Annotated in this window: 24 protein-coding genes, 2 tRNA genes and 1 riboswitch; of the genes, 4 read left to right on the top strand and 22 right to left on the bottom strand. The window is 63.9% G+C overall.

Translation table 11 applies throughout. From position 1 onward, the window contains the following. Positions 1 to 10: 10 nt before the first annotated feature. Both nrdI and nrdH read right to left on the bottom strand, forming a co-directional pair. Positions 11 to 481 (bottom strand): class Ib ribonucleoside-diphosphate reductase assembly flavoprotein NrdI, encoded by a 471-nt coding sequence (nrdI, locus tag ACIPY3_RS07065; RefSeq protein WP_400331846.1) that lies wholly within the window; start codon positions 479 to 481, stop codon positions 11 to 13. A 60-nt stretch (positions 482 to 541) separates the two neighbouring features. Continuing rightward, complete coding sequence (nrdH, locus tag ACIPY3_RS07060; RefSeq protein WP_387437143.1) at positions 542 to 787, bottom strand: glutaredoxin-like protein NrdH; 246 nt, start codon at positions 785 to 787, stop codon at positions 542 to 544. Between the two features lie 396 nt (positions 788 to 1183). Between nrdH and ACIPY3_RS07055 the strand changes: the two genes are divergently transcribed. Together ACIPY3_RS07055 and ACIPY3_RS07050 are read left to right on the top strand one after the other, a co-directional pair. After that, positions 1184 to 2149, top strand: a complete 966-nt coding sequence (locus tag ACIPY3_RS07055) for a LysR family transcriptional regulator (protein ID WP_400331842.1) — start codon at positions 1184 to 1186, stop codon at positions 2147 to 2149. A 50-nt stretch (positions 2150 to 2199) separates the two neighbouring features. Further along, on the top strand, positions 2200 to 2703 hold the full coding sequence (locus ACIPY3_RS07050; protein WP_400331840.1) for a DUF2004 domain-containing protein: 504 nt from the start codon (positions 2200 to 2202) through the stop codon (positions 2701 to 2703). Between the two features lie 55 nt (positions 2704 to 2758). Here the strand turns inward: ACIPY3_RS07050 and ACIPY3_RS07045 are convergent, their stop codons facing one another. From ACIPY3_RS07045 to ACIPY3_RS07020, 6 genes are read right to left on the bottom strand one after another with little or no spacing between them, the layout of a single operon-like run. Continuing rightward, a complete protein-coding gene (locus ACIPY3_RS07045) occupies positions 2759 to 3481 on the bottom strand; it encodes a hypothetical protein (protein WP_400331837.1) in 723 nt (240 codons plus the stop codon). Next, complete coding sequence (locus tag ACIPY3_RS07040; RefSeq protein ID WP_400331834.1) at positions 3478 to 4476, bottom strand: VWA domain-containing protein; 999 nt, start codon at positions 4474 to 4476, stop codon at positions 3478 to 3480. The genes ACIPY3_RS07045 and ACIPY3_RS07040 overlap by 4 nt, the downstream gene beginning before the upstream one ends. Continuing rightward, complete coding sequence (locus ACIPY3_RS07035) at positions 4473 to 5456, bottom strand: VWA domain-containing protein (protein ID WP_400331831.1); 984 nt, start codon at positions 5454 to 5456, stop codon at positions 4473 to 4475. Before ACIPY3_RS07035 ends, ACIPY3_RS07040 begins: the two co-directional genes overlap by 4 nt. Continuing rightward, on the bottom strand, positions 5447 to 5908 hold the full coding sequence (locus ACIPY3_RS07030; RefSeq protein WP_400331828.1) for a hypothetical protein: 462 nt from the start codon (positions 5906 to 5908) through the stop codon (positions 5447 to 5449). Before ACIPY3_RS07030 ends, ACIPY3_RS07035 begins: the two co-directional genes overlap by 10 nt. After that, positions 5898 to 6794, bottom strand: coding sequence for a DUF58 domain-containing protein (locus ACIPY3_RS07025; protein ID WP_400331825.1), 897 nt, complete (start codon positions 6792 to 6794; stop codon positions 5898 to 5900). Before ACIPY3_RS07025 ends, ACIPY3_RS07030 begins: the two co-directional genes overlap by 11 nt. Positions 6795 to 6802: 8 nt before the next feature. Beyond that, the gene (locus ACIPY3_RS07020; RefSeq protein ID WP_400331822.1) at positions 6803 to 7810 is read right to left on the bottom strand and encodes an AAA family ATPase; all 1008 of its coding nucleotides are present in this window, start codon (positions 7808 to 7810) and stop codon (positions 6803 to 6805) included. A 121-nt stretch (positions 7811 to 7931) separates the two neighbouring features. On the opposite strand from ACIPY3_RS07020, the gene ACIPY3_RS07015 reads away from it, so the two are divergent. After that, positions 7932 to 8165 (top strand): hypothetical protein, encoded by a 234-nt coding sequence (locus ACIPY3_RS07015; protein WP_400331820.1) that lies wholly within the window; start codon positions 7932 to 7934, stop codon positions 8163 to 8165. A 36-nt stretch (positions 8166 to 8201) separates the two neighbouring features. On the opposite strand, the gene ACIPY3_RS07010 is transcribed toward ACIPY3_RS07015, so the two are convergent. Next, the gene (locus ACIPY3_RS07010) at positions 8202 to 9398 is read right to left on the bottom strand and encodes an ROK family transcriptional regulator (protein WP_400331817.1); all 1197 of its coding nucleotides are present in this window, start codon (positions 9396 to 9398) and stop codon (positions 8202 to 8204) included. 234 nt (positions 9399 to 9632) lie between these two features. Next, entirely contained in the window at positions 9633 to 10760 is a 1128-nt protein-coding gene (locus ACIPY3_RS07005; protein WP_400332599.1) for a class I SAM-dependent methyltransferase, read from the bottom strand. 191 nt (positions 10761 to 10951) lie between these two features. On the opposite strand from ACIPY3_RS07005, the gene ACIPY3_RS07000 reads away from it, so the two are divergent. Continuing rightward, on the top strand, positions 10952 to 11329 hold the full coding sequence (locus ACIPY3_RS07000) for a cupin domain-containing protein (RefSeq protein ID WP_397321571.1): 378 nt from the start codon (positions 10952 to 10954) through the stop codon (positions 11327 to 11329). Positions 11330 to 11382: 53 nt separating this feature from the next. Here ACIPY3_RS07000 and ACIPY3_RS06995 read toward each other — a convergent pair. The 12 genes from ACIPY3_RS06995 to thiD form a co-directional block, all read right to left on the bottom strand. Next, a tRNA-Ala gene (locus tag ACIPY3_RS06995) sits at positions 11383 to 11455 on the bottom strand. Positions 11456 to 11629: 174 nt separating this feature from the next. Continuing rightward, a tRNA-Ala gene (locus ACIPY3_RS06990) sits at positions 11630 to 11702 on the bottom strand. Between the two features lie 114 nt (positions 11703 to 11816). Then, the gene (gene rsfS / locus ACIPY3_RS06985; protein WP_400331814.1) at positions 11817 to 12224 is read right to left on the bottom strand and encodes a ribosome silencing factor; all 408 of its coding nucleotides are present in this window, start codon (positions 12222 to 12224) and stop codon (positions 11817 to 11819) included. Between the two features lie 60 nt (positions 12225 to 12284). Next, positions 12285 to 13472: a hypothetical protein gene (locus tag ACIPY3_RS06980; RefSeq protein ID WP_400331811.1), complete on the bottom strand. Its 1188-nt coding sequence runs from the start codon at positions 13470 to 13472 to the stop codon at positions 12285 to 12287. A 7-nt stretch (positions 13473 to 13479) separates the two neighbouring features. After that, positions 13480 to 14109, bottom strand: coding sequence for a nicotinate-nucleotide adenylyltransferase (gene nadD / locus ACIPY3_RS06975; RefSeq protein ID WP_400332596.1), 630 nt, complete (start codon positions 14107 to 14109; stop codon positions 13480 to 13482). 46 nt (positions 14110 to 14155) lie between these two features. Continuing rightward, on the bottom strand, positions 14156 to 14395 hold the full coding sequence (locus tag ACIPY3_RS06970) for a hypothetical protein (protein WP_397321568.1): 240 nt from the start codon (positions 14393 to 14395) through the stop codon (positions 14156 to 14158). 82 nt (positions 14396 to 14477) lie between these two features. Then, positions 14478 to 15842, bottom strand: coding sequence for a glutamate-5-semialdehyde dehydrogenase (locus ACIPY3_RS06965; protein WP_400331807.1), 1365 nt, complete (start codon positions 15840 to 15842; stop codon positions 14478 to 14480). After that, complete coding sequence (proB, locus tag ACIPY3_RS06960; protein WP_400331804.1) at positions 15839 to 17017, bottom strand: glutamate 5-kinase; 1179 nt, start codon at positions 17015 to 17017, stop codon at positions 15839 to 15841. Before proB ends, ACIPY3_RS06965 begins: the two co-directional genes overlap by 4 nt. Continuing rightward, positions 17007 to 18593, bottom strand: a complete 1587-nt coding sequence (gene obgE, locus ACIPY3_RS06955; RefSeq protein ID WP_400331801.1) for a GTPase ObgE — start codon at positions 18591 to 18593, stop codon at positions 17007 to 17009. Before obgE ends, proB begins: the two co-directional genes overlap by 11 nt. A 136-nt stretch (positions 18594 to 18729) precedes the next feature. Then, on the bottom strand, positions 18730 to 18993 hold the full coding sequence (gene rpmA / locus ACIPY3_RS06950) for a 50S ribosomal protein L27 (protein ID WP_070347479.1): 264 nt from the start codon (positions 18991 to 18993) through the stop codon (positions 18730 to 18732). A gap of 59 nt (positions 18994 to 19052) precedes the next feature. Then, positions 19053 to 19361 (bottom strand): 50S ribosomal protein L21, encoded by a 309-nt coding sequence (rplU, locus tag ACIPY3_RS06945; RefSeq protein ID WP_021470684.1) that lies wholly within the window; start codon positions 19359 to 19361, stop codon positions 19053 to 19055. Positions 19362 to 19703: 342 nt separating this feature from the next. Next, positions 19704 to 21224, bottom strand: a complete 1521-nt coding sequence (thiD, locus tag ACIPY3_RS06940) for a bifunctional hydroxymethylpyrimidine kinase/phosphomethylpyrimidine kinase (protein ID WP_400331798.1) — start codon at positions 21222 to 21224, stop codon at positions 19704 to 19706. Then, a riboswitch (TPP riboswitch) is annotated at positions 21216 to 21314 on the bottom strand. (Overlaps the previous gene by 9 nt.) Positions 21315 to 21351 lie beyond the last annotated feature (37 nt).

The following is a 21351-nucleotide window of genomic DNA, read 5'->3' as shown; positions in this document are numbered from 1 at the left end:
GTGCCCCCGGTTACTTCTGTTTCTGCGACAGTCGTGTCCAAAACTTTTCCAATCCTTGATTGACCCGGTCGACGTCTTCGGGCGTCCCCATGAGTTCAAACCTGTAGAGATGCGGCACCTTGCACTTGGCGGCGATGATGTCCCCGGCTGCGCAATAGTTGTCCGCGAAGTTGGTGTTCCCCGCCCCGATAACACCGCGGATCAGTTCCCTGTTCCGCGGGTTGTTCAGAAACTTGATGACCTGCTTGGGCACGGAGCCTTCGCCGTTGGTGCCGCCATACGTGGGCAGGACGAGGACGAAGGGTTCAAGGGCCTGAAGCGGCGCATCCTGGGCATAAAGCGGAATGCGCGCGGCATCCCGGCCCAGTTTCTGGACAAAGCGCTTGGTGTTTTCGGAGGTGGAGGAAAAGTAGATGAGGTGACTCCTGGTGGTGACAGCTTCCGTGGTGTTGCGTACGGTGGCCGCTGCCAGCGGTGCCATGGGAGTCACCTCGACTACATAGGAATTCTTTGTCTGTTGTGGCGTCGTAGTTGACGAACCTTAGGCCACGGAGGAGGAAACGGTCTGCGCCAGCTCCTCGATCTTGTCCGGGCGGAATCCGGACCAGTGGTCCTGCTCGGTTACCACGACCGGTGCCTGCATGTAACCCAGTGCCTTCAGACGCTCAAGGGCCTCGGCATCCTGGGAGATGTCGACACTCTGGTAGGCGATGCCCTTCTTGTCGAGCGCCCGGTAGGTTGCGTTGCACTGAACACAGGCCGGCTTCGTGTAAACCGTTACGGTCATGATCCCTGTCCCCTTAGTTGAAGTCTGTTGCTCTTCGTATCTGGCGGGCTCAACCGGAACCATGTACTGCATCCGATGACGACCCGCGGGCTGCCGTGACAGCCAACACGCTCTGTTTGGTCTTGTGCTGGTTTCCCGCTCAATCCGTAAATCGATACTACATGTAGTGCAAGCGCCTCGCCGGAACCCCAAGATGATGTATTACAAGTATGTCATTCAATCCACCGGTCGTCCACAGGCAGGCGGCCTCAAAATGTCCGTAATTCCGCCAAAGTGAGAGATGAAATCCACACCCTGTGGACTACTTAGCCACATTAAATCTCCCGCGTGTCGCCGGCTCCCGGCGTGTCGTGACAGTTTGAAAAATGTGGCGTGGCGAACAGCTAAAATCCTCTGATGGTCAATCTTCTCCACCTCCGGACCCTGCTGGAGGTCACCCGGCTGGGATCCTTCGCGGCCGCCGCCACCCAGCTTGGCTACACGGCTTCTGCCGTCTCCCAGCAAATGGCCGCTTTGGAACGGGACACGGGCGTGGAACTGTTCCAACGCTCAGCCCGGAGCGTGGTGCCGACCGAGGCGGCAGTCACCATGACCCGCCATGCTTCCAAGGTCCTCACGGATGTGGAAGCGCTCATGGCTGCTGCGTCCAGGACCAACGATGCGCCGGCACAGGAGCTCCGGCTTGGCATCTTCCCCAGCCTGGCAACCTATGTCCTGCCGGACATCCTGCGGAACGATCGCTGGAACGGCCTGGGGATCGAGCTCAAAGTCTCTGTCGCCGAGCCTGCCCAGACCATCCAGGGACTGCGGACCGGAGGTGAACTCGACGTTGCCCTCGTCTACCAGGTGGGCCAGTCCGGCCTGGCCTGGCCGCACTCCCTGGAACGCCAGTGGATCGGCGATGACAACTTCCGCGTGGTGCTCCCTGCTTCCTGGAAGATCCGCGAAGACGCGGAGATCGAAGCGGCGCACCTTTCGGACATGCCGTGGATCGTGCACCACCCAGGCACCAGCGACGCCCTGGTGATCGAGCGTCTCTTCGCCAGTTGCAATCTGCACCCCCGGGTAGTGGCCTACAGTGACGACTTCCACGCGAGCCTCGAGATGACGGCAGCCGGACTGGGTGCCTCGCTGGTTCCGGAACTGGCGCTGCGGAACCGGCCATCCGGCGTCGTGGTCCTTGACGTGCCGGACATCCGGCTGGCGCGCAACGTGTTCGCACTGCTCATCAACGAGAAGCGCACAGCGCAGGTTCAGCTCTTTACCCAGCTCCTTGCGGACACCTTGAAGGGAACGTCCGGAAAGGCGGGACTGCCGCCGCTCAAACCAGCACCGTCGAAGGCTCCGCAGCGGCGGCGGTGAAATATCCGCAAGTGCTGGAACCCTCTGGTTGATGGGGTTAGATTGATCACATGGGCAAGGTAGCGAGCAAGCATTTCGGGGAAATCGAGCTCAATCACGGGCGTGAACACTGCTTCGTGGCCAAACACGAAATAGCCGGGAACGCCCTGGAGCTGGACCTTAATGTCACGGCGCACGACCATTTCGACGAGGCAGCACTGCACAAGGTGGACTACCGCCTCAGGTTCCTCCCGGAGCTGGTGGACCAGGTCCGGGAGATGATCGCCGACGAACTGGACCAGGACGGTACCAACCCCCAACAGTTCCTGCACTTCCACAGCACCCAGCTCAAGGAGGAGCAGCTGGAATCGGTCTTCGGAGTCAGGGACAAGACGCAACTCACCAACGACGTCTTCCTCAAAGCCCTCAGGCTCGGCCACGTAGCGATCTATCCGGGCCAGCCTGAACGCTACTTTGTGCTCGACTTCACGTTGGGCTCGCATTTCACGGACGAAACCTTGGTGGTCTCCGCCGATGAAGACGGCGTGGTGGACGACGAGATCGTCTGGGAGTAGGCCTTAACGCCCGACGGCGGCCGGTTACCTTTTTCACCAGGGTCTTACCAGGTTTTTACCAGGGCCGATCCACGCCTGGGTCGTCGGGGCCACGGAGGTACCGATCACGGTCCTGGCCTTCGGTCCGCTCACTCTGTGCCTTCCGGGCGCTCTCCTGCAACTGCTGGAGTTGGTCCTGTTGCTGGACAGAAGGCTGCCCGGATCCTTGGTCTTTCGATGGCGATTCGCCGGAGTGGGACGTTTTCTTGGCTTCGAGGCGCTCCCCCGCCGCATCCAGCCGCTGGCCTTCACCCTCCCTGTTGCCCGGCCCGTCCTCGTGGCAGGACCCCGGAGCTTCCTGCACCACCTCCAAGGCCTCCGCATACAGGGCGGCTGCTTGGGGATCCCGGGAAGACGCGGCGGAGTCTCCCAGCTTCTCGATGCTCAGGGCAAGGTTGACCCGGATCCTGCATTCGTCGTCCCCCGGCCCGGCCTGGAGCGCTTTCGTGAAATCGCTGCGGGCCGAGATGAAGTCACCGGCCAGTACGTGCGCATCTCCGGAGGCAACCAAGGCTTTATGCGGCTCCAGGACATTGGCGAACAAGAGCCCGCCTGCAGCATCCGAAAGCCCGTGTTGGTTTCCCGCTGCGAATGCTTCCGCCGCTGCGCCACCCAGGGCTCCGACGCTCAGCAGCTTCGCAGCGACGGCGAGCGCAGCGAGGGCAGCCGGGGCCGACCACCACGCCAGGCGACGCTTCCGGCGTCGAGCGCTGCTTGCTTCCGTACCTTGACGAGTCACCGGACGAGCCCCCTTTCCCGCGTTCCGGACGCCCGCAGGGCCCTCAGGGCTGTCGCGTGCCGGAACGGCTCCTGCACCAGGATCAGGAAAGCCGCCAGTGCCAACAGCCAGTACAGTTCCAAGCGGCCGGATCCGTCGTCGGAAACCGCGACAAGCACGCCAGGTTTGGCTTTGCCGAGCATCTCTTCGGTTCCCCCGCTTCCCGTACGGTGCACGTACGGGACGCCGAGTTGGGTGGCGATGGTCCTCAAGGCGTCCTCGTCGATCTTCGAGACGGCTACCTCAGCGTTCTTGTCCTTGACGTATCCGCCCTTCGGGTCCGAGGGGTCCTTCATCCTGCCACCGTCAGTGGTGCCATAGCCTAGCACCGCTCCCCCGCTGACTGCCGAGGGTTCAAGCGGCAGGCGTTCAGGCGAGGATGCTGCCGTGTTCTCACCGTCCCCGGCATAGAACACCACCGCAGGACGCCCGGGGTGCTTTTCCTTCGCCGCGGCGAGCTGTTTCTTCAGCAGCGCACCGGCTTCGGTGATACTGCTGCCTGCGGCGTAGCGGGGGTTCTGCGGTTGCAGGGTGGCCACAGCCGTCTGGAGCGCTGTGGCGTCCTGGCTCAACGGCATGCGAACGGTCGCCCCGCTGTCAAAGGTGATCAGGGAGAACTTGGCGCCGGCGAGTTCCTTGGCCACGCCCAGCACATCCTCTTGGACGCCCGCAAGGCGCATCCCGCTTCCGCGATAGTCCTCCGCTGCCATGCTGGTGCTGGTATCCACCACGAAGAAAACATCCAGGTCGGTCACTGCGGTCCGGCCGCCGTCACCGGGCCAGCCCGGGCGGAGGGCGGCGACAAGCAAAAGCACGACGGCGGCCGCCCGGAGCGCTGTCCGGCGCACCAGAGGTTGGGGCTGCTTCCGGGTAAACACGGTCCAGGCGACGAACGCAACCACGGCAACTCCGGCAAGCGCAATGAACGGCCAGGGAATGATAGGGGCCAGCGTCATAGGCGCGACCGCCAACCAAGCAGCAGCAGACCCGCGCCGGACACCAAGGCAAGGCCCAAAGGCCACGCAGGCGAGTCGGCAATCACGGCCTGCGGCGCCTTGAGGTAACCCGCGGCCTCAGTCTCCTCCACCGTTGCAACGATCCCTGGGACGGCGTCCGGGCTGTCCAGCGTGTAATAGCTCCCACCGGTTGCTTCGGCGGCCGCCCGCAACTGTGCCCCGGGCTGGTCTTCGGCCCCGCCGTAATCCAGGTCCCCCGGATTCAGGGCATACACTTTCACGTCCTTGCCTTTGGCCAGCTCACTGGCCTGCTCCAGCGTGAAAATCGGGTCCCCGGACAGGAAATTGTCCGTGGCAAAGATCACCGACCGCGAGCGCCGGGCGTCTCCTGTGCCTGGCGAGGTATCAGGAAAGGCCTGTACGCAGGATGCCAGGCCGTCACCGATCAGCGACGATCCTCCCCGGCTCCAGGTGCCATCGAAGAAGGACCCAGCACCGCTGTCCAAGGCTTTCCTGGCCTCGGCAAGTTGCCCGGCCACGTAGTCGTAGTCATCCGTCAGCGGGAACAGGTGAACGCTGCTGCTGTCGAAAATCACCATGCCGATGCGCTCGCCGTCGAATTCCCGCGCAAGCTGCTCGAAGACTGCAGCCAGGGCAGCGTCGGTACTGGTCATGGAACCGGAGACGTCAAGGCAAAGGACGATGTCGCGGTTCCTCGCTTCGGGTTGCTCCGTGCTGCGTTGGGCGGGCCGGGCCGCTGCCGTCACCGTGGCGCCGAGGAAGACCGAGGCGAGCACCAGCGCCACGATCAAGGATGTGCGGTGCCTGCCGAGGGCCCGTTGGTACTCCGGCAAGGCCGTCAGACGGTCTCCATGGGCCACCAGCCGGGAAACCTCTTGCCGGTGCCTGCGGTAGAGGAACCAAACGACAACGACGACAGCCGCCGCTGCCGGGACAACCCACCAGGACGTCAATTCCATGCGCGCACCGCCTCCCGTGCGGCTGCCGCGGAGTCCTGGACCGTGCGGCCACTAACGGGTTCAAACTCTGCAGGATAGATGCCTGCTATCCCGTCGACGAACGGTTCCAGGGCGTACCTGCGCAACTCCTCCAGCGTCATGGACGTGGCAGGCTTTCCCGTCACGTGCCCGGCGAATTCCCGCACCAGGAAGCTCAACCGTTGGTGTGCGGCGCGCTCGGGCAACCGTCCGGCGTCGGCATCGGCCACGACCGAATCGATCGCCTGCAGGCAGGAGAGCCGCAAGCCCGCCAGGTCCCGGGGAACCACCGGATGGGTCCGGTGTGCCCTCTTGCGGCGGGGCCACAAGAGAAAGGCATACCAGGCGGCCACCACCAGCAAGACCAGCACACCCAGCCAGAACCACGCCTGGCTGTACGCAAGAGGACCGTAGAAACCGGAGTTATCCTGCACGCTTGGCCTTCCCGGACTTGTGCCTCTCCAACAACGCGAACACCGCGGACACCATCTCGCCGCTGCTGCCCACCTGCTCCTCCGCGATCCCCAGCCGACGGAAAACATCCCTGCGTTGCGAATCACGCCGGTCCATGGCCGCCGCATAGGCCTGCCGGACTTCTCTGCTGTCCGCCAGCGCACCCGGAATCACGAATCCCTGCCCAACATCCCGGCTTGACCCTCCGCCTTCCTCCCCCGCCAGGTAGGCGTCCCTGATGGTGAGCCAAAGAACCTCATGGCGCACCCTCAACCGGCGGAGCAACTCCTCAGTCCGTGCGTCCGGCAGGAACTCATCGGCCACCCCCACCACAAGGAGCCGCCCCTTCAGGTACCTCAACGCGTAGTCGAGCTGCCCTGCCAGTGCGCTCGCAGGCCCTTCGGGGCGCACGGCTTCCTGCACCTCGCGCAACAGCCGTTCGAGATGGTGTTCGCCGGAACGCGGCGGGAGGTAGCGGGTGGCTTCGGCCGAACCATGGAGGAGGCCGACGTCGTCACCGTGGCGGCAGGCGAGGTAGCCCACAACTCCTGCGGCCTGGATGGCGAGGTCCACTTTGGCTTCCCCGGAAGCCGCTTCGGCGGCCATGGTGCGCCCGGTGTCCACCAGCAAGAGGACGGAGTGGCGCCGGACTGCCGTGTAACGCTTCACCAGGGGCGAACCGTGCCGGGCGGTGGCTTTCCAGTCGATGTCGCGAACCTCATCCCCGGGAACATAGGAACGGAGGTCATCGAAATCAAGGCTGCGTCCCTTGAAGACCGAACCGTATTCACCGTCAAGCAATGCGGTTGTTTTCCGATGGGCAAAGATGAACATCTTCGCCTTGACGCGTTGTAGCAGGCTGGGCACTGACGCCCCTAGGGTGTCTGCACCGACGCCAGGACTGCGTCAATGACTGTCTCCACGGCAACGCCTTCCACTACCGCATCAAAGCCAAGCACGATCCTGTGCCGAAGGACCCTGTGCGCCAGGCCCTTGACGTCTTCCGGTATGACGTGGTCGCGTCCGCTGAGCAGCGCGAGTGCCCGGGCAGCCTGGCTGAAGGCGATACTCGCCCGTGGACTTGCGCCGAACTCGATCAGCGAGGCCAGCTGCGGCTCAAGGTACTGCGCGGCATTCCGGGTGACGTAAGCCAGGCCCACGATGTACCGGACAATCGCCGGATCAATGTAGACGCGCCGCACCAGTTCCTGGACCTGGAGCACCGCGTCCAGCGACGCTGCAGCGGGAGGTTTCTGCCCGGAGTCGAACACGCCGGCGTCAATCCTGCGGATGACTTCGGCTTCCTCCGCCGGGCTCGGGTAATCAAGCACATCCTTGAGCATGAAGCGGTCCATCTGCGCCTCGGGCAACCTGTAGGTGCCCTCCTGCTCTATGGGGTTCTGCGTGGCCAGCACCAGGAAGGGCTGTGGCAGCGGATAGGACTCGCCCCCGATCGAAGTCTGCCGTTCCTGCATGGCTTCCAGCATGGCGCTCTGGGTCTTGGCGCTGGACCGGTTGATTTCGTCGAGCAGCACGATGTTGGCGTGGACAGGGCCCAGCTGCGTGACGAAGGTGCCCTTGGCGGCATCGAAGATCTGGGTTCCAGCGATGTCGCTGGGAAGCAGGTCGGGCGTACATTGGATCCGGCGGAAATCGGCGCTGACAGCCTCGGCCAAGGCATGGGCAGCAGTGGTCTTGGCCAATCCCGGAACGCTTTCCAAAAGGACGTGGCCGCTCGTCAGGAGACCGATCACCAGGGTTTCCCGCAACCGTTCCTGGCCCACTACCTTGGCTTCGAAACTACGGACGATACCGCCGACGAGTTGCTGCGCACGGGCCATATCCGGTGCATCGATCCCGGCTGTGGCGGTGTTTTGAAGCACTCGTTATCCCCTCGGTGGCGTTCAGTTTTCAGTTTGCCGCACCAGGTGTACGGCGCGGTCCTGCTTCCGGCCACTCTATCCAAGCCGCAACCACCTTGGCCCGCAATGGGTACCCCTCCCCATGCGGACTTCGGAGGTCTATCCTTTTGCCATGCATCAGCTACCAGCCGCCTACCAGCAGTACCTCGACAGCCAGACCCAACACGTCAATGACGCCGTCCGGCCCGTATTACTCCAGTCTGCCGCGGACCAGCGCCACGGGGTACGGATCACCTACAACCACGGACCTACCGGTCATCAGGCCCATGTGGATGAGTCCATTCCGTACGGGGAGATCGTCGAAGACATCGACTGACCCCCAAAGACATCGACTGATCCCCGAGACAGAGCCTCAGCCTTCCAGCAGGAGCCTTTGCGCCCGGGGAGCCAGGGTGTGTTCCAGGACGAGGCATGCTGCCCCAATGGCGCCCACGTCCTCGCCTACGCCCGAGCCAACCACATCGATGCCGTGGATCATCCGGGCGGCACTGTTCTGCGCAATGAGCTGGGGTACGCTGCCCAGGAAGTACTTGGACATCCGGCCCCAGAACGGACCGCCGAACACCACGCGTTCAACATCGAGGGTGTTCGTTACCACGGAAACCGCGCGGGCAACCAGGACGGCGGACTTCTCCAGGATGGCGATCGCCTTTTCGTCCCCGGCGTCCGCCTTGTCACACAGCATGGCATAGCGCTCCTGCACGGCCGGGCCATCCTCCTGGCCATGACCATCCAGGACACCGGCAGCCTCTGCTTCGGCCACCAGGACCTGCGGGATGCACGAGGATTTCACGCAACCCCGCAGCCCGCAATCGCAGGGAGGGCCGTCCGGGTCCACAATGATGTGCCCAATCTCGCCAGCGTTGCCCGACGTACCCCGGACCACCTCGTCGTTGAGGACAAGGCCGCAGCCGATGCCGGTTCCCATGTACATGAAGACAAAACTGCCGGCCCCGCTCGCTCCACCAGCCCACGTCTCCGCAACGGCGGCGCTGGTGACATCCTTGTCCACCAGCGTCTCAAGGCCCGTGGCTTCGGTGAGGGCTTCACGGATGCGCACCCGGTTCCACCGGGTCAGCAACGGCGGCTCAACAACGGAACCTTCGTCAAGGTCGATCGGACCCGGCACGGCGACGCCCAGCCCGGCAATCTTTGACTGGTCCACGCCCGATTCCTCGATGAGCACCTGGATCTGCCCGGCGATGCTCGTAATGACTGCTGCCGGGTCGCCACCCGGGGTGGCCATACGCGAATGCCTGACCACATCCCCCAGCAGGTCCAGGACCACGAAGGTAATGACGGCCGGGTCCAGGTGGACACCCACGGCGTACATGCCGGATGGATTCAAGCGAAGGATGGTGCGGGGCTTGCCTGGACCGGTGCCTTCCTTACCTGCCTCGACAATGAGTTCCTGGTCCAGGAGGCGGCGGGAGATGTTGGAAATGGTCTGCGGCGACAACCCCACGATGTGTGCGAGTTCAACACGGCTGAGCCCTCCGGAAGACCGCCGGATAGCTTCCAGGATCACCGTCAGATTGAAGTCGCCCATACGGGGTAGGTTCGTTCCGCGCCTTGGTGCCGGCGTCCGGATCTCAGTCACGGATTCCCCTTGTCTTGAGAAACAAATTCCTTGAACTTCATCTGTGTCAGAATCGTACGTCACCCCCGCTCAGACGGGTATGTGCACACAACAACCGGAGCCAGGGGCAGATACCGACGACACTGAATTCTATGTGACGCCTGCGGCACTGACGTGTTTCATGACACGCCGGGCGTGCCGGGGTCAGGCCTTCCGGCTCCGCGTCACCGTGAACTTCGGGTTGCGGCCCTCCACCGTTGTTGGTCCGACGAGGCGTCCCAAAACCGGACGATACTGCAGGTGGCTGTTGTAAACCGTCCAGAGTTCCCCGCCCGGGGCTAGCACGCGGGCTGCTGCGTCGAACATCTTGAGGGCGGCGCCGGCGTGGACGCTGGCACCCAGATGGAAGGGAGGGTTCAGCAGGATAAGTTCCGCACTGCCGGAGTCGAACGAGGACATCGCATCGTCGTGAACCACCGTCACCCGTCCGTCCAGGCCATTGGCAGCAGCTGTTCCGCGGGCCGAGGCAACGGCAGCGGCGGACTGGTCCGTCGCCAGCACCCTGGACGCTGGAAAGCGGCGCGCATACATCGTGGCCAGGATCCCGGTACCACACCCAAGGTCCACCACTGTGCCGGCGGCCGGCATGCGGTCCAGGAAAGTCAGGAGGAAACGCGTGCCGATATCCAGCCGGGCCCCGGAGAACGCAGCTCCGTGGGCGCAAACATCCAGATCCAGTTCGGCCAGGTGCTCCAGGACCGGGTAAGGCGCCTTGCCAGCTGTGGCTGTGGGTCCGCTGGCCTTCAGCACCCTGGATTTTTGGCGGGCATGTTGGGGTTGCACCGTCGAAAACGACTTCTCCAGCACGGTATTCATGCCCAGGCTCATGTGCTTCACGCGGCCACCGGCCAGCAGCACCGCGCCGGGCGCAGCGAAGCGGGCCACGGCGTCGGCAATTTCCTCCAGTTCCGCCAGCGACTTGGGCAACTGCAGAAGCACCAGGTTCGCGCCTGACAGCAGCTCCGCGCCGAGTTCGTGGGCCGCGTACCGGTCCTCAAGGCCCGCTGCGCGGGCGTTGTGCCGCAGGGCCATGCGGCCGGTAAAGAGGTCCTGGTGGACACTGACATGGTCGACGCCCAAGCCCACCAGGGAACCGAGGGTGAGGGCTCCGTAGCGGTCGCCGATCACCACTACGCGGGTATCCGCTGCCAGCAGTTCGGCAGCGGTGTCCAGCAGGAGCCTGTCCGTCGCATCGTAGGCGTGCAGGTTGTCCGCCTCAACATCGGGAAAGCGCCCCAAGGTGCCGAACAGAGCATCCAACCCAGATAACATCACGGTGCTTTTCCTCTTTGCAGATGTAAGAAATTCGTACGCCAAAGTGTCTCGACTTCACGGTCGCTTGGGAGGAACGTGGTTGGTGCACACAGCACAAACACCCGTTCAGGGCACTGATCCCGGCTTCCCCGTGAGCCCGGCGCCGGGACCATCAGCGATCCGGCTCCCCCTCCCCTGCGAGCAAAACCATGACTGTCAATGTTGTCACGCAACTGCAAGTGAAGTCACATAACTCTCCGGACGAAACCCGCCGACCGGACAAGACCGTGGTGGACATCGTCACCGTGGGCGACTACACCATTGGGCGAAATACCTTCCAACCAGGTTGGACGTGGGCAGACTGCATCAAGCCGGTGGTGGGCACCGATACGTGCCAGCTGAACCACGTCGGCTTCTGCGTCTCCGGAGCCCTGGAAGTGGAAACCGACGACGGCAACCGCATCAGTATTTCCGCCGGAGACTCCTACACCATCCCGCCGGGCCACAACGCCCGGGTGGTAGGCGACGAACCGTTCCAAGGCGTCGAGTTCCTGAGCGCCGCGGAATTTGCCCGGCCACAGGAGTAGCCCGGTTCCACGAAAAAGGCCCCGCTCTGACGAGCGGGGCCTTTTGTCCGAAGTGGAGCTGAGGGGACTCGAACCCCTGACCCCCTGCATGCCATGCAGGTGCGCTACCAGCTGCGCCACAGCCCCGGACGTGTTGTTTTCAGCGGAAGTCTTCCCTTCCTGCCGAAGCAACTCGTCAATACTACCCACAAAGTATCGAGATGCGAAATCGAGCCGGAATGATGTAGATCACATGATGTGGCCGCTTCCGGGAAACAAAAATCTCCCCCTTCGCCTTTGCGAAGAGGGAGATCGTTAGGGTGGAGCTGAGGGGACTCGAACCCCTGACCCCCTGCATGCCATGCAGGTGCGCTACCAGCTGCGCCACAGCCCCATATTCTTGTTGTTTCGCTTCCAGGCTTTCCAGCCCTTCCTGCCGAAGCAACTCAAATATCTTAGAACAGCATTTCCGATAATTCCAAATCGGGCATATTCCGAGGTGAAAAGCCTACTGGCCGTCGGAATCCTCGCCGGCCACAGCCTTCGCCGAAGCATCGTCGCCGAGCTCGAGGTCCACCACAGGGCAGTCCTTCCACAGACGCTCAAGCGCGTAGAACACGCGATCCTCAGCGTGCTGGACGTGGATAACGATGTCGGCGTAGTCCAGGAGTACCCAGCGGCCTTCAGACCGGCCTTCGCGGCGTACGGGACGCAGGTCCTGCTTCAGGAGCTCTTCCTCGATGCCGTCCACGATCGCGTTGACCTGGCGTTCTGTGGGAGCCGAAGCGATCAGGAAGACGTCGGTCAGCGCCAGGCGCTCACTGACGTCCAGGGCGACAATGTCCTCGGCAAGTTTCTCTGCCGCGGCACGCGCTGCGTGGCGGGCGAGGGTAATGGATTGTTCGTGTGCAGACACAGGGACTCCTTGTAGTGGCCGGAGGGCCTTTGGGTGGCGAAAGCCGTATTTCCAGCGGAACTAACCGCTCGTGATCATGATGATGCCGACAATAAGTGCAACGAGGCCCAACGCGAGGACCCCGTATTGCAGCAGGCGGCTGCGCTGCGCCCTGGCCAGGCCCGCGGTATTGGCGTCGAGGGGATCCAGCCCGTAAGCGGTACGTGCCGAAACCGGCGGATGCTCGGCTTCCTGCCCCGGATCAACGACGACGGCATTGCGCTTCCGCGCGTTCCTCGCCACCGCTTCGGCACGGGCAAGGACCCCGGCACGCCCCCGGGAGGGCCGTCCGTTACCTGCGGCGGGCGCGGCCTTGGCGTTGGCCGACGTTACAACGGGGACAAAGGTGGTGCTGGGCCGCTTCATGACCGGACGCTCAACGCCAGGCACCTTGACGAATTCAAGCGGGGTGACCATGGCAAGGTTGTTTGCAGTGGACGGTCCCGAGGCCGTGCCGGGCGCCTTCGACTCGGTCTTTTCTCCAGAGGCTTTCTCTGGCGCGGCCTTCTCGGCCAGCTTCTGCTTGGCCGCTGCCCTCTTGTTCAGGACGGCCGCACGCTCAGCCAACGCAATCTGCTGGGCAAGGACCTCGGGATCCACCGCGAGGGGATCCTGCTCGGCGATATGTTCCAGCTTGGCAGTCTGGTTTTGCACTTGGGCCGCAATCAGCTCACGGACCGCAAGGGCCTGCTCCACTGACATTTCGGAACCGTCCGCTGCGGACTGAGCGTCTGTCGGTCCGGCGGCCTTCGCTCCCGGCACGGCAGAGATGGGGGCGTCCTTTGCCTCGTCTGGAGGCGCAGCCGGCTCCGGAGCCTTGGCACCGGGCGCCGGCACAATCGGATTGGCGGAGGTAGCCACCTCTGCCTGGAGCTGCTGCAGGCGGAGCTGGCGCCGGGTGGGCGGGCCACCACCGGAAAGCTGCTCTTCCTTGTCGGCGAGCTCTTTGATGGTCCGGAGGGCGGCACGGTCGCGGGCGCGGATCTGTGAGGAGCGCTCTGTCGCAGGCGCCACCGCGTCCAGGGGGGCGTCAGCGGCGCGACGGTTCCGGCCGTTGTCCTCGGCCTGCGCCGGCTGGGGTGCTTCCGGTGGGGATGCGGGCTGTGCTGCATCCGGTGTGGTCGCGGTGGCCTGGGCTTGCTCCTGCTCTTCGCGGGCGCGGCGAAGCTCACGCCTGCTGCGGATGGGTCGCTGTTCCTGGCTGCTCATTGAAAACTCATTCAGTACGTGCTTGGTCGTCTGATCCGGCAAGCGCTGGTGCCAACTCCCCTGCGCTGCTTCCTGGCGCGTACAGTCCATACTTTGCGATGTACTGCACCACACCATCCGGCACGAGGTACCAGACAGGATTTCCTTCATTCACCCGGTTGCGGCAGTCCGTTGACGAGATGGCCATGGCTGGAACCTCAAGCAGGCTGACGTCGTCCCGGCCAAGGTTGTGGAGTTCGTGTCCGGGCCGGGTCACACCCACAAAATGGGCCAGCGACCACAGCTCGTCAACGTCCTTCCAGGACAGGATTTGCGCCAAGGCATCAGCGCCCGTGATGAAGAACAGATCGGCATCCGGACGCTGATGGCGGAGATCGCGCAGGGTGTCGATGGTGTACGTGGGGCCTGGACGGTCCACATCCACCCGGCTCACAGTGAAGCGGGGATTGGAAGCGGTGGCAATGACCGTCATCAAATAGCGGTGCTCGGGCTTGCTGACTTTCTTACTGGACTTTTGCCATGGTTGTCCCGTGGGCACGAAGACAACTTCATCCAGGTCGAACTTGGCAGCAACTTCGCTCGCAGCCACAAGGTGGCCGTGGTGGATGGGATCAAACGTTCCACCCATCACGCCCAAACGGAGCCTGCGCCCCGAATCCCCACGCGGTGTTGCAGCGATGATGTCAGTGGCCCGGCTTGTGCGTGTGCTTGTTCGGGTGCTGGCGGTGCGGGTCACTGTGCTCTTCCACGGCCTCGTGGCGGTTGCCGAGGTTGGTGTAGGAGAGGGTCACGAACATGAGGACCAGGAGGAGGGCGAACATGACGATGCCAAAGACCCACGGTTCTGCCCACAGCGGCGCAGCTTCCTCGTGACCGCCCTCGGTTTGCGCGGCAATGGATATGGCGATCTGCTGAAACAGCATCTTCTCCCCTAGTTGGTTCTCAAAGGATGACGACGGCGGGCCTTCCCGCCGCTTCGGACTTCTGTTCTATGTTACAGCGTTGCTAGCCGCGGACTTGGCCTTCGCCCTGGACGATCCACTTGGTGGTGGTCAGTTCCGTCAGGCCCATGGGGCCGCGCGCATGGAGCTTCTGCGTGGAGATGCCTACCTCGGCACCCAAGCCAAGCTCGCCGCCGTCGGTAAAGCGCGTGGAGGCATTGACGATGACGGCAGCGGAATCCACCTCGGCAATGAACCTTTCCGCATTGGCCAGGTTGTTGGTCAGGATCGCTTCGGTGTGGCCGGTGGTCCAGGTACGGATGTGCTTGACCGCATCATCGAGGGTGTCCACCATGGCGACGGCGAGGTCCAGGTCCATGTACTCGGTGGCCCAATCGTCGTCGTCAGCCGGTACCGTTTCGACGTTCGCACCCAAGGCGGCGGCGATCCTGTCATCCACGTGGAGGGTGACTCCAGCGGAACGAAGGGCCTTGGCCACAGCGGGAAGCACCGTGGAACCGGAGTGCACCAGGAGCGTTTCCACGGTGTTGCAAACACTGGGACGCTGGGTCTTGGCGTTGAGCAGGATGTCCACGGCCATCTCTTCGCCCGCGGACTCGTCGATGAAGATATGGACGTTGCCCTCGCCCGTCTCAATGACGGGAACGGAAGAGTTGGTGACTACGGTCTGGATCAGGTCACGCCCGCCGCGGGGAATGAGCACATCCACCTTGCCGCGGGCACGCATGAGCACGTTGGCGCCCTCCCGGCCGAACTGGTCGACGGTCTGCACTGCGTCTGCAGGCAGGCCCACGGAATCCAGGGCTTCGCGGAGGATACGGACCAACGCCTCATTGGTGTTGGCCGCTGCCGAGCCGCCACGCAGGATCACGGCATTGCCGCTCTTGAGGGCAAGCCCTGCGATGTCCACGGTGACGTTGGGGCGGGCCTCGTAAATGGCGGCCACCACGCCCATCGGGACGTTGACCTGGCGCAGGCGCAGGCCGTTGGGCAGGGTTTGTCCGCGGACCACGTTGCCCACGGGATCGGGCAGCCCGGCAAGGTTCTCCAGAGCGGCAACCAGGCCGTCAATCCGGGCCGGGGTCAGGGTCAGCCGGTCCAAAAGGGCGGCAGATGTACCGTTCGCCCGCCCCGCCGCCACGTCCTTGGCGTTGGCTTCGAGTACCTGCTTCTGCTGGTCCAGCAGGGCGGCGCCGATGGCCCGCAGTGCGCTGTCCTTCCAGGAACGGTTGGCCTGGCCCATGCGCCGGGCAGCCTTGCGGGAACGGTCTGCGATCCCGTAAACGGCAGACTGGACATCTCCGGCAGAGACTGGAACGGTGCCCGCCGCAGGGTTCCCCGGCGTTTGGCCGGCGGCACCGGAAACGTCGGAAATCACGGGGGCGTCAGGAGTCAGCGCTTCAGTCATGCTCCAAGTTTAGATGAGCGGGGCGCCCGGAGGAGCACCAGGTCATCAACATGAACAACTTCGCGATCATAGCCGCGGCCCATGGCCTGGCCAAGTTCCTGGGTGGACCGCCCCAACATCTTCGGCAGTTCGTCCGAGGAGTAGTTCACCAGCCCTCGCGCCACCACGGCGCCGTCCAGCCCAACCATCTCCACCGGGTCGCCGGCTTCGAATTCCCCCGAAACCTCGGAAATTCCTGCGGGCAGGAGTGACCTGTGCCGTTCGCGCACGGCCTTCACTGCGCCGTCGTCGAGCACCAACCGGCCACGGACCGTGGCCAGATGCGCCAGCCACAGAAGGCGGACAGGCTTGCGGTTGCCGTTGACGGCGAACCAGGTTCCCACATTCCCGCCGTTCAGCGCCGCGGCGGCGTTGGCGGTGGAGGTGACCAAGGCATGGATACCCGAGCCTGCCGCAATGGACGCCGCCTCAACCTTGGTCATCATGCCGCCGGTACCGACGCCGGCCTTTCCGGCCTTGCCAATGGTGACGCCTTCGAGGTCCTGCGGTCCCCGGACCAACGGGATGCGTTGCGCGCCCTGGGATGGAGGACCGTCGTAGAGGGCGTCGACGTCGGAAAGCAGCACCAGCGCGTCCGCGCGGACCAGGTGGGCCACAAGGGCCGCAAGGCGGTCATTGTCGCCGAAACGGATTTCGTGGGTGGCCACGGTGTCGTTCTCATTGACCACAGGCACCACCCCGAGGTTCAGCAAACGGTCCAAAGCCCTGAATGCATTGGTGTGCTGGGTGCGGCGCATGAGGTCATCGGCGGTGAGCAGGACCTGGCTGACAGTGACGCCGTGGGCGTTGAAGGCCTGGGTGTAGCGGGCCATGAGCAGGCCCTGTCCCACGCTGGCCGCTGCCTGCTGGGTGGCGAGGTCCTTGGGACGCTTCGCCAGGCCCAAGGGGGCAAGGCCGGCAGCGATGGCACCGGAGGAAACCAGGATGATCTCGGCACCTGCGTTCCGTTTCTCCGCCAGCGCGTTGACCAGGCCGGTCAGCGACTTTTCGGAAATACCGCCCTTGATGCTGGTCAGGGACGACGAACCGACCTTCACCACGATCCGCTTGGCGGAGGCCAGTGCGTGGCGTTCGTGGATGTCCGGTTGGGGGGTTTCGACGGTTTTAGTCGTCATCACCGTTGTCCAGGTTGCTTTCCTTGATGGGCTGCGCACGACGGCGGCTGGCCGACTCCGTCCAGATGCCCGCCTTTCGCTCGGCTTCCAGTTCGGCGCGCGCGGCGGCCTTCGCTTCGCGGCGCTCCACCTGTTCTTCGCGCTTCTGGGCCCGCGTGGGACGGTCGCCGATGTCGGCCACCCGGATATCCGTACCACGGGGCGTGGCGAGGAGTTCCGCGCCAGCCATCATGGTTGGCTCCCAGTCGAAGACCACGCCGTCGTCTTCGCCGATCACCACAGTATCGCCGGGCTTGGCACCGACCTTGAAGAGTTCGGTCTCCACGCCCAATTTGGCAAGGCGGTCGGCAAGGAAGCCGATCGCTTCCTCGTTGGTGAAGTCGGTCTGCTTGACCCAGCGCACCGGCTTTTCGCCCAGCACGCGGAAGAGTGGCTCGAGGTTCTTTTCCTCGCGGCGGATCCGGAAGCCGGATTCGTTGACCGCGCGGGGCCGCAGCACCGGTGCCGCTACCTTCGGTGGCGCGATCTCCACGGCATCGCGGGCAGCCTTGACGATTTCAGCCATGGCAAAGCTGAGCGGGCGCAGGCCTTCGTGGCTGGTGGCTGAAACTTCGAAGACACGGTAGCCGCGGGCTTCCAGGTCCGGGCGGACGAACTCGGCCATGTCCTTGCCGTCCGGCAGGTCCACCTTGTTCAGGACTACCAGCTTGGGACGCTCATTAAGGGGAACGACCTCCCCGTCGACTCCGGCGTAGCTCATGTCCACGGCATACTTGTCGAGTTCGGCCTCGATGATGGCCAGGTCGGACAGCGGATCGCGGTCGGACTCCAGGGTGCCGCAGTCGAGGACATGCACCAGGGCAGCACAGCGCTCAACGTGGCGCAGGAAGTTATGGCCGAGGCCCTTGCCCTCGCTCGCCCCTTCAATCAGTCCGGGAACATCTGCAATGGTGAACCGGACCTCACCGGCCTGGACCACTCCCAGGTTGGGGATCAGGGTGGTGAACGGGTAGTCGGCAATCTTGGGGCGCGCAGCGGACATGGCCGCGATCAGGCTGGACTTGCCGGCAGACGGGAATCCAACCAGGGCAATATCTGCAATGGACTTCAGTTCCAGGACGATGTCGCTGGAATCGCCTTCGATGCCCAGCAAGGCAAAACCGGGGGCACGCCGCTTCTGCGACGAAAGGGCGGCGTTGCCCAGGCCACCCTGTCCACCCGCGGCCGCGATGTACTCCGTGCCCTCCCCCACGAGGTCAGCCAGTACGTCGCCATCCTTGGTTTTCACCACCGTACCGTCGGGTACGGGAAGGACCAGGGTTTCGCCGTTCTTGCCGCCGCGCCAGTCCCCCATGCCGGGGCCACCGTTGGTAGCGTGGCGGTGCGGAGCGTGGTGGTAGTCCAGCAACGTGGTGGTTTGCGACGACACACGGAGGATGACGTCGCCACCATTGCCGCCGTTGCCGCCGTCGGGTCCGCCGAGTGGCTTGAATTTTTCACGCTTGACGGAAACACAGCCGTGGCCGCCGGTACCGCCTGAAACGTGCAGGACTACCCGGTCTACAAAGCTCGCCACGTCTATCTCCTCTGTCGCTGTAAACAGCGCGAATGCCATGTCCGGCGCACACCGGGCGCCCCGAACGATTGTAATGCGGTTAAAAGAACGGTGGAGCGGGCCTTTTGGGCCCGCTCCACCGGTTCAGAACGTGTTGTTACTCTGCAGCTGCAGCAGCAACGATGTTCACTACGCGACGGCCGCGGCGAGTACCGAACTCAACCGCACCAGCCTGGAGTGCGAACAGGGTGTCGTCGCCACCGCGACCCACGCCTGCACCGGGGTGGAAGTGGGTTCCACGCTGGCGAACGATGATTTCGCCTGCGGAAACTACCTGGCCACCGAAACGCTTGACGCCGAGGCGCTGTGCGTTGGAGTCACGACCGTTGCGAGTGGAGCTCGCGCCTTTTTTGTGTGCCATGTGAAATGCCTGCCTCTAAATATGTGGGGAAACTGAAAATCTGAACTGCGTAAGGAAAGTTACGCGATGCTCGTGATCTTGATCTTGGTCAGTTCCTGACGGTGACCCTGGCGCTTCTTGTAGCCGGTCTTGTTCTTGAACTTCTGGATGACGATCTTGGGACCACGGAGGTCCTCCAGGATCTCGGCCGTGACCTTCACCTTGGCCAGGTCCGCAGCAGCGGAGGTGACCTTGTCGCCGTCAACCAGGAGCAAGGCGGGCAGCTCAAGCGTGCTGCCGGCTCCACCGGGGACGCGGTTCAGCGTTACGTAGTCTCCAACGGAAACCTTTTCTTGGCGGCCGCCTGCGCGGACAATCGCGTACACCACTGGGGTACTCACTTCTCTCGACGTTTCTTACTAAATTTGCGTGCGGAACTCGAACCGGAATCAGGCCTGGTTCACGCTGTGCCTCAACGCCGTGGACTCCAGATCGAAGCCCGCGAGTCATCCCGTGAATAATTCCAGGGGGCATAACCCAAGTGTTGGCGTAAGCACCGAAGATCAAGATTACGCTAGTTCGACCCTCGGCTGCAAATGAGGCCGGGTCCGGAAGCCACCGCGTGACGCTAGTCACCAGTAGGAACGGACTTTCCCGGCACCGTGCCCATACAGCCTACAGGCTCCGGGACACTTTGCCGGGAATTCACCACTTCGACGCGCGGGCGGCCTTTACGCGTGCAACCGCGGGGCGTCAAAGAAGGCCGTCTCGTAGCGGCACGAATGGGCGAAAGCCTCCACCATGGCGGCCCGGTCGTGGCTGGAGGCGACGACCGCGGCCGCGTCCGTAAAGCCGATGGCCTTGCGGGTGGCCTCGGCAAAGTCTTCATCGGCGTAGGTCTTCAACCAGTCCGCATACGCGTGCTCCGACGGGGAACCTGCTGTGACGTAACTTGCGTGGAGCCGGTGTCCCACCTCGGCGTAGAGCCAGTAACAGGGCAGGATGGCCGCGAGCAGCACGCCGTAACTTCCAGAGGCCGACGCCGCCAGAAGGTGGTCCACGTAGGCCTTGGTGACAGGTCCGGTGTGGGTTGCGGCCTCCCGCGTGCTCAGCCAATTGCGGTGCAGTTCGGATTCGACTTCGAGGCAGAGCTGCGAGGACCTGGCCCAGAACAGCTGCTCTTCCTCGGTGGGAGCGAGGGCACCTGCCCGTGCCAGCACCCGCGAGTAGCCGTTCAGGTAAAGGGCATCCTGCGCGAGGTAATAGTTGAACTGTGGCTCGGGAAGGCTGCCCGACTCCAGCCCCTGGATGAATTCGAGGCCATGGATGGCGTCCAGCTCAGGTGCCGCTTCCTCCCACAGGCGGGCGGCGAAAGCCCCCGGGCCTTCGGCCTGCTGTGCATGGTGGAAGTGGTTGATGGGGCCACTGCCATGGCCCACCTCCAGCACATCCGCGGTGGCCAGGGCCTGCAGGAGCCAGGGTTTGACCTCCCGCAGCGACGCTTCCCAGTCTCCCGTCCGCGCCTGGACCGTAGCCAGGGCCGAGGACAACGAGCAGCCCGTTCCATGGCTGTTCTTCGTCTCCACCCGTGGCCCCGCCACCGAGACAAGGTCCTGCCGCAGCAAGCCACTGGTATTGACGAGCGCATCGGGACACTCGGCTCCCGCCAAGTGTCCGCCCTTCACCAGCACGGTGTTTCCACATTCGGCCGCGAGCCGCTTGCCTTGTTCGAGGGCAGTGGACCAATCCGTCGCTTCCGGCTCGCCCAGCAGCATGGCGAGTTCAGGAATGTTGGGGGTGATGAGGTCCGCCACCGGCAAGAGGCCGCGCAGGGCTGCTTCGGCGGATTCCCGGAGGAGGCGGTCACCACTGGTAGCTACCATCACCGGGTCAAGGACCACGACGGCGGGACGCACCTCCTCCAGCCAGCGACGCACCTCGCCAATCACCTCGGCGTCGCCCAGCATCCCGATCTTGACGGCGTCGATGGTTACATCGCTGCTGATCGCCTCAAGCTGCTGCCGCAGAAAGTCCACGGGCGGAACATGGACGGCGGTGACGCCCAAGGTGTTTTGCGCCGTGAGTGCCGTGACCACGGCCATTCCGTAGCCGCCGTGGGCGGCAATGCTCTTCAGGTCTGCCTGGATTCCAGCGCCGCCAGAGGGGTCGGAGCCCGCGATGCTAAGGACGCGCGGGGCCCGCCGGCCGGTGTTTGCCACGGCGTAGACGGCTGATTTCAACGATGAAGTCATGAGGGACATCCCTTCGCCGGTGCTAACCGGACAGGTTCAACGGGTCTGGATCTCAGCCCGGCCCAACGCCTGGCACCCCGTGTCAGTGACCAAGCCTAACGGACGAAGGGTCCGGCATTAGTTACTG

The organism is Paenarthrobacter sp. NPDC089714 (assembly GCF_044748905.1).
GTDB lineage: Bacteria > Actinomycetota > Actinomycetes > Actinomycetales > Micrococcaceae > Arthrobacter.
Note: the sequence above shows the minus strand (reverse complement) of the source record. Positions and strands in the feature narration are given on the sequence as shown.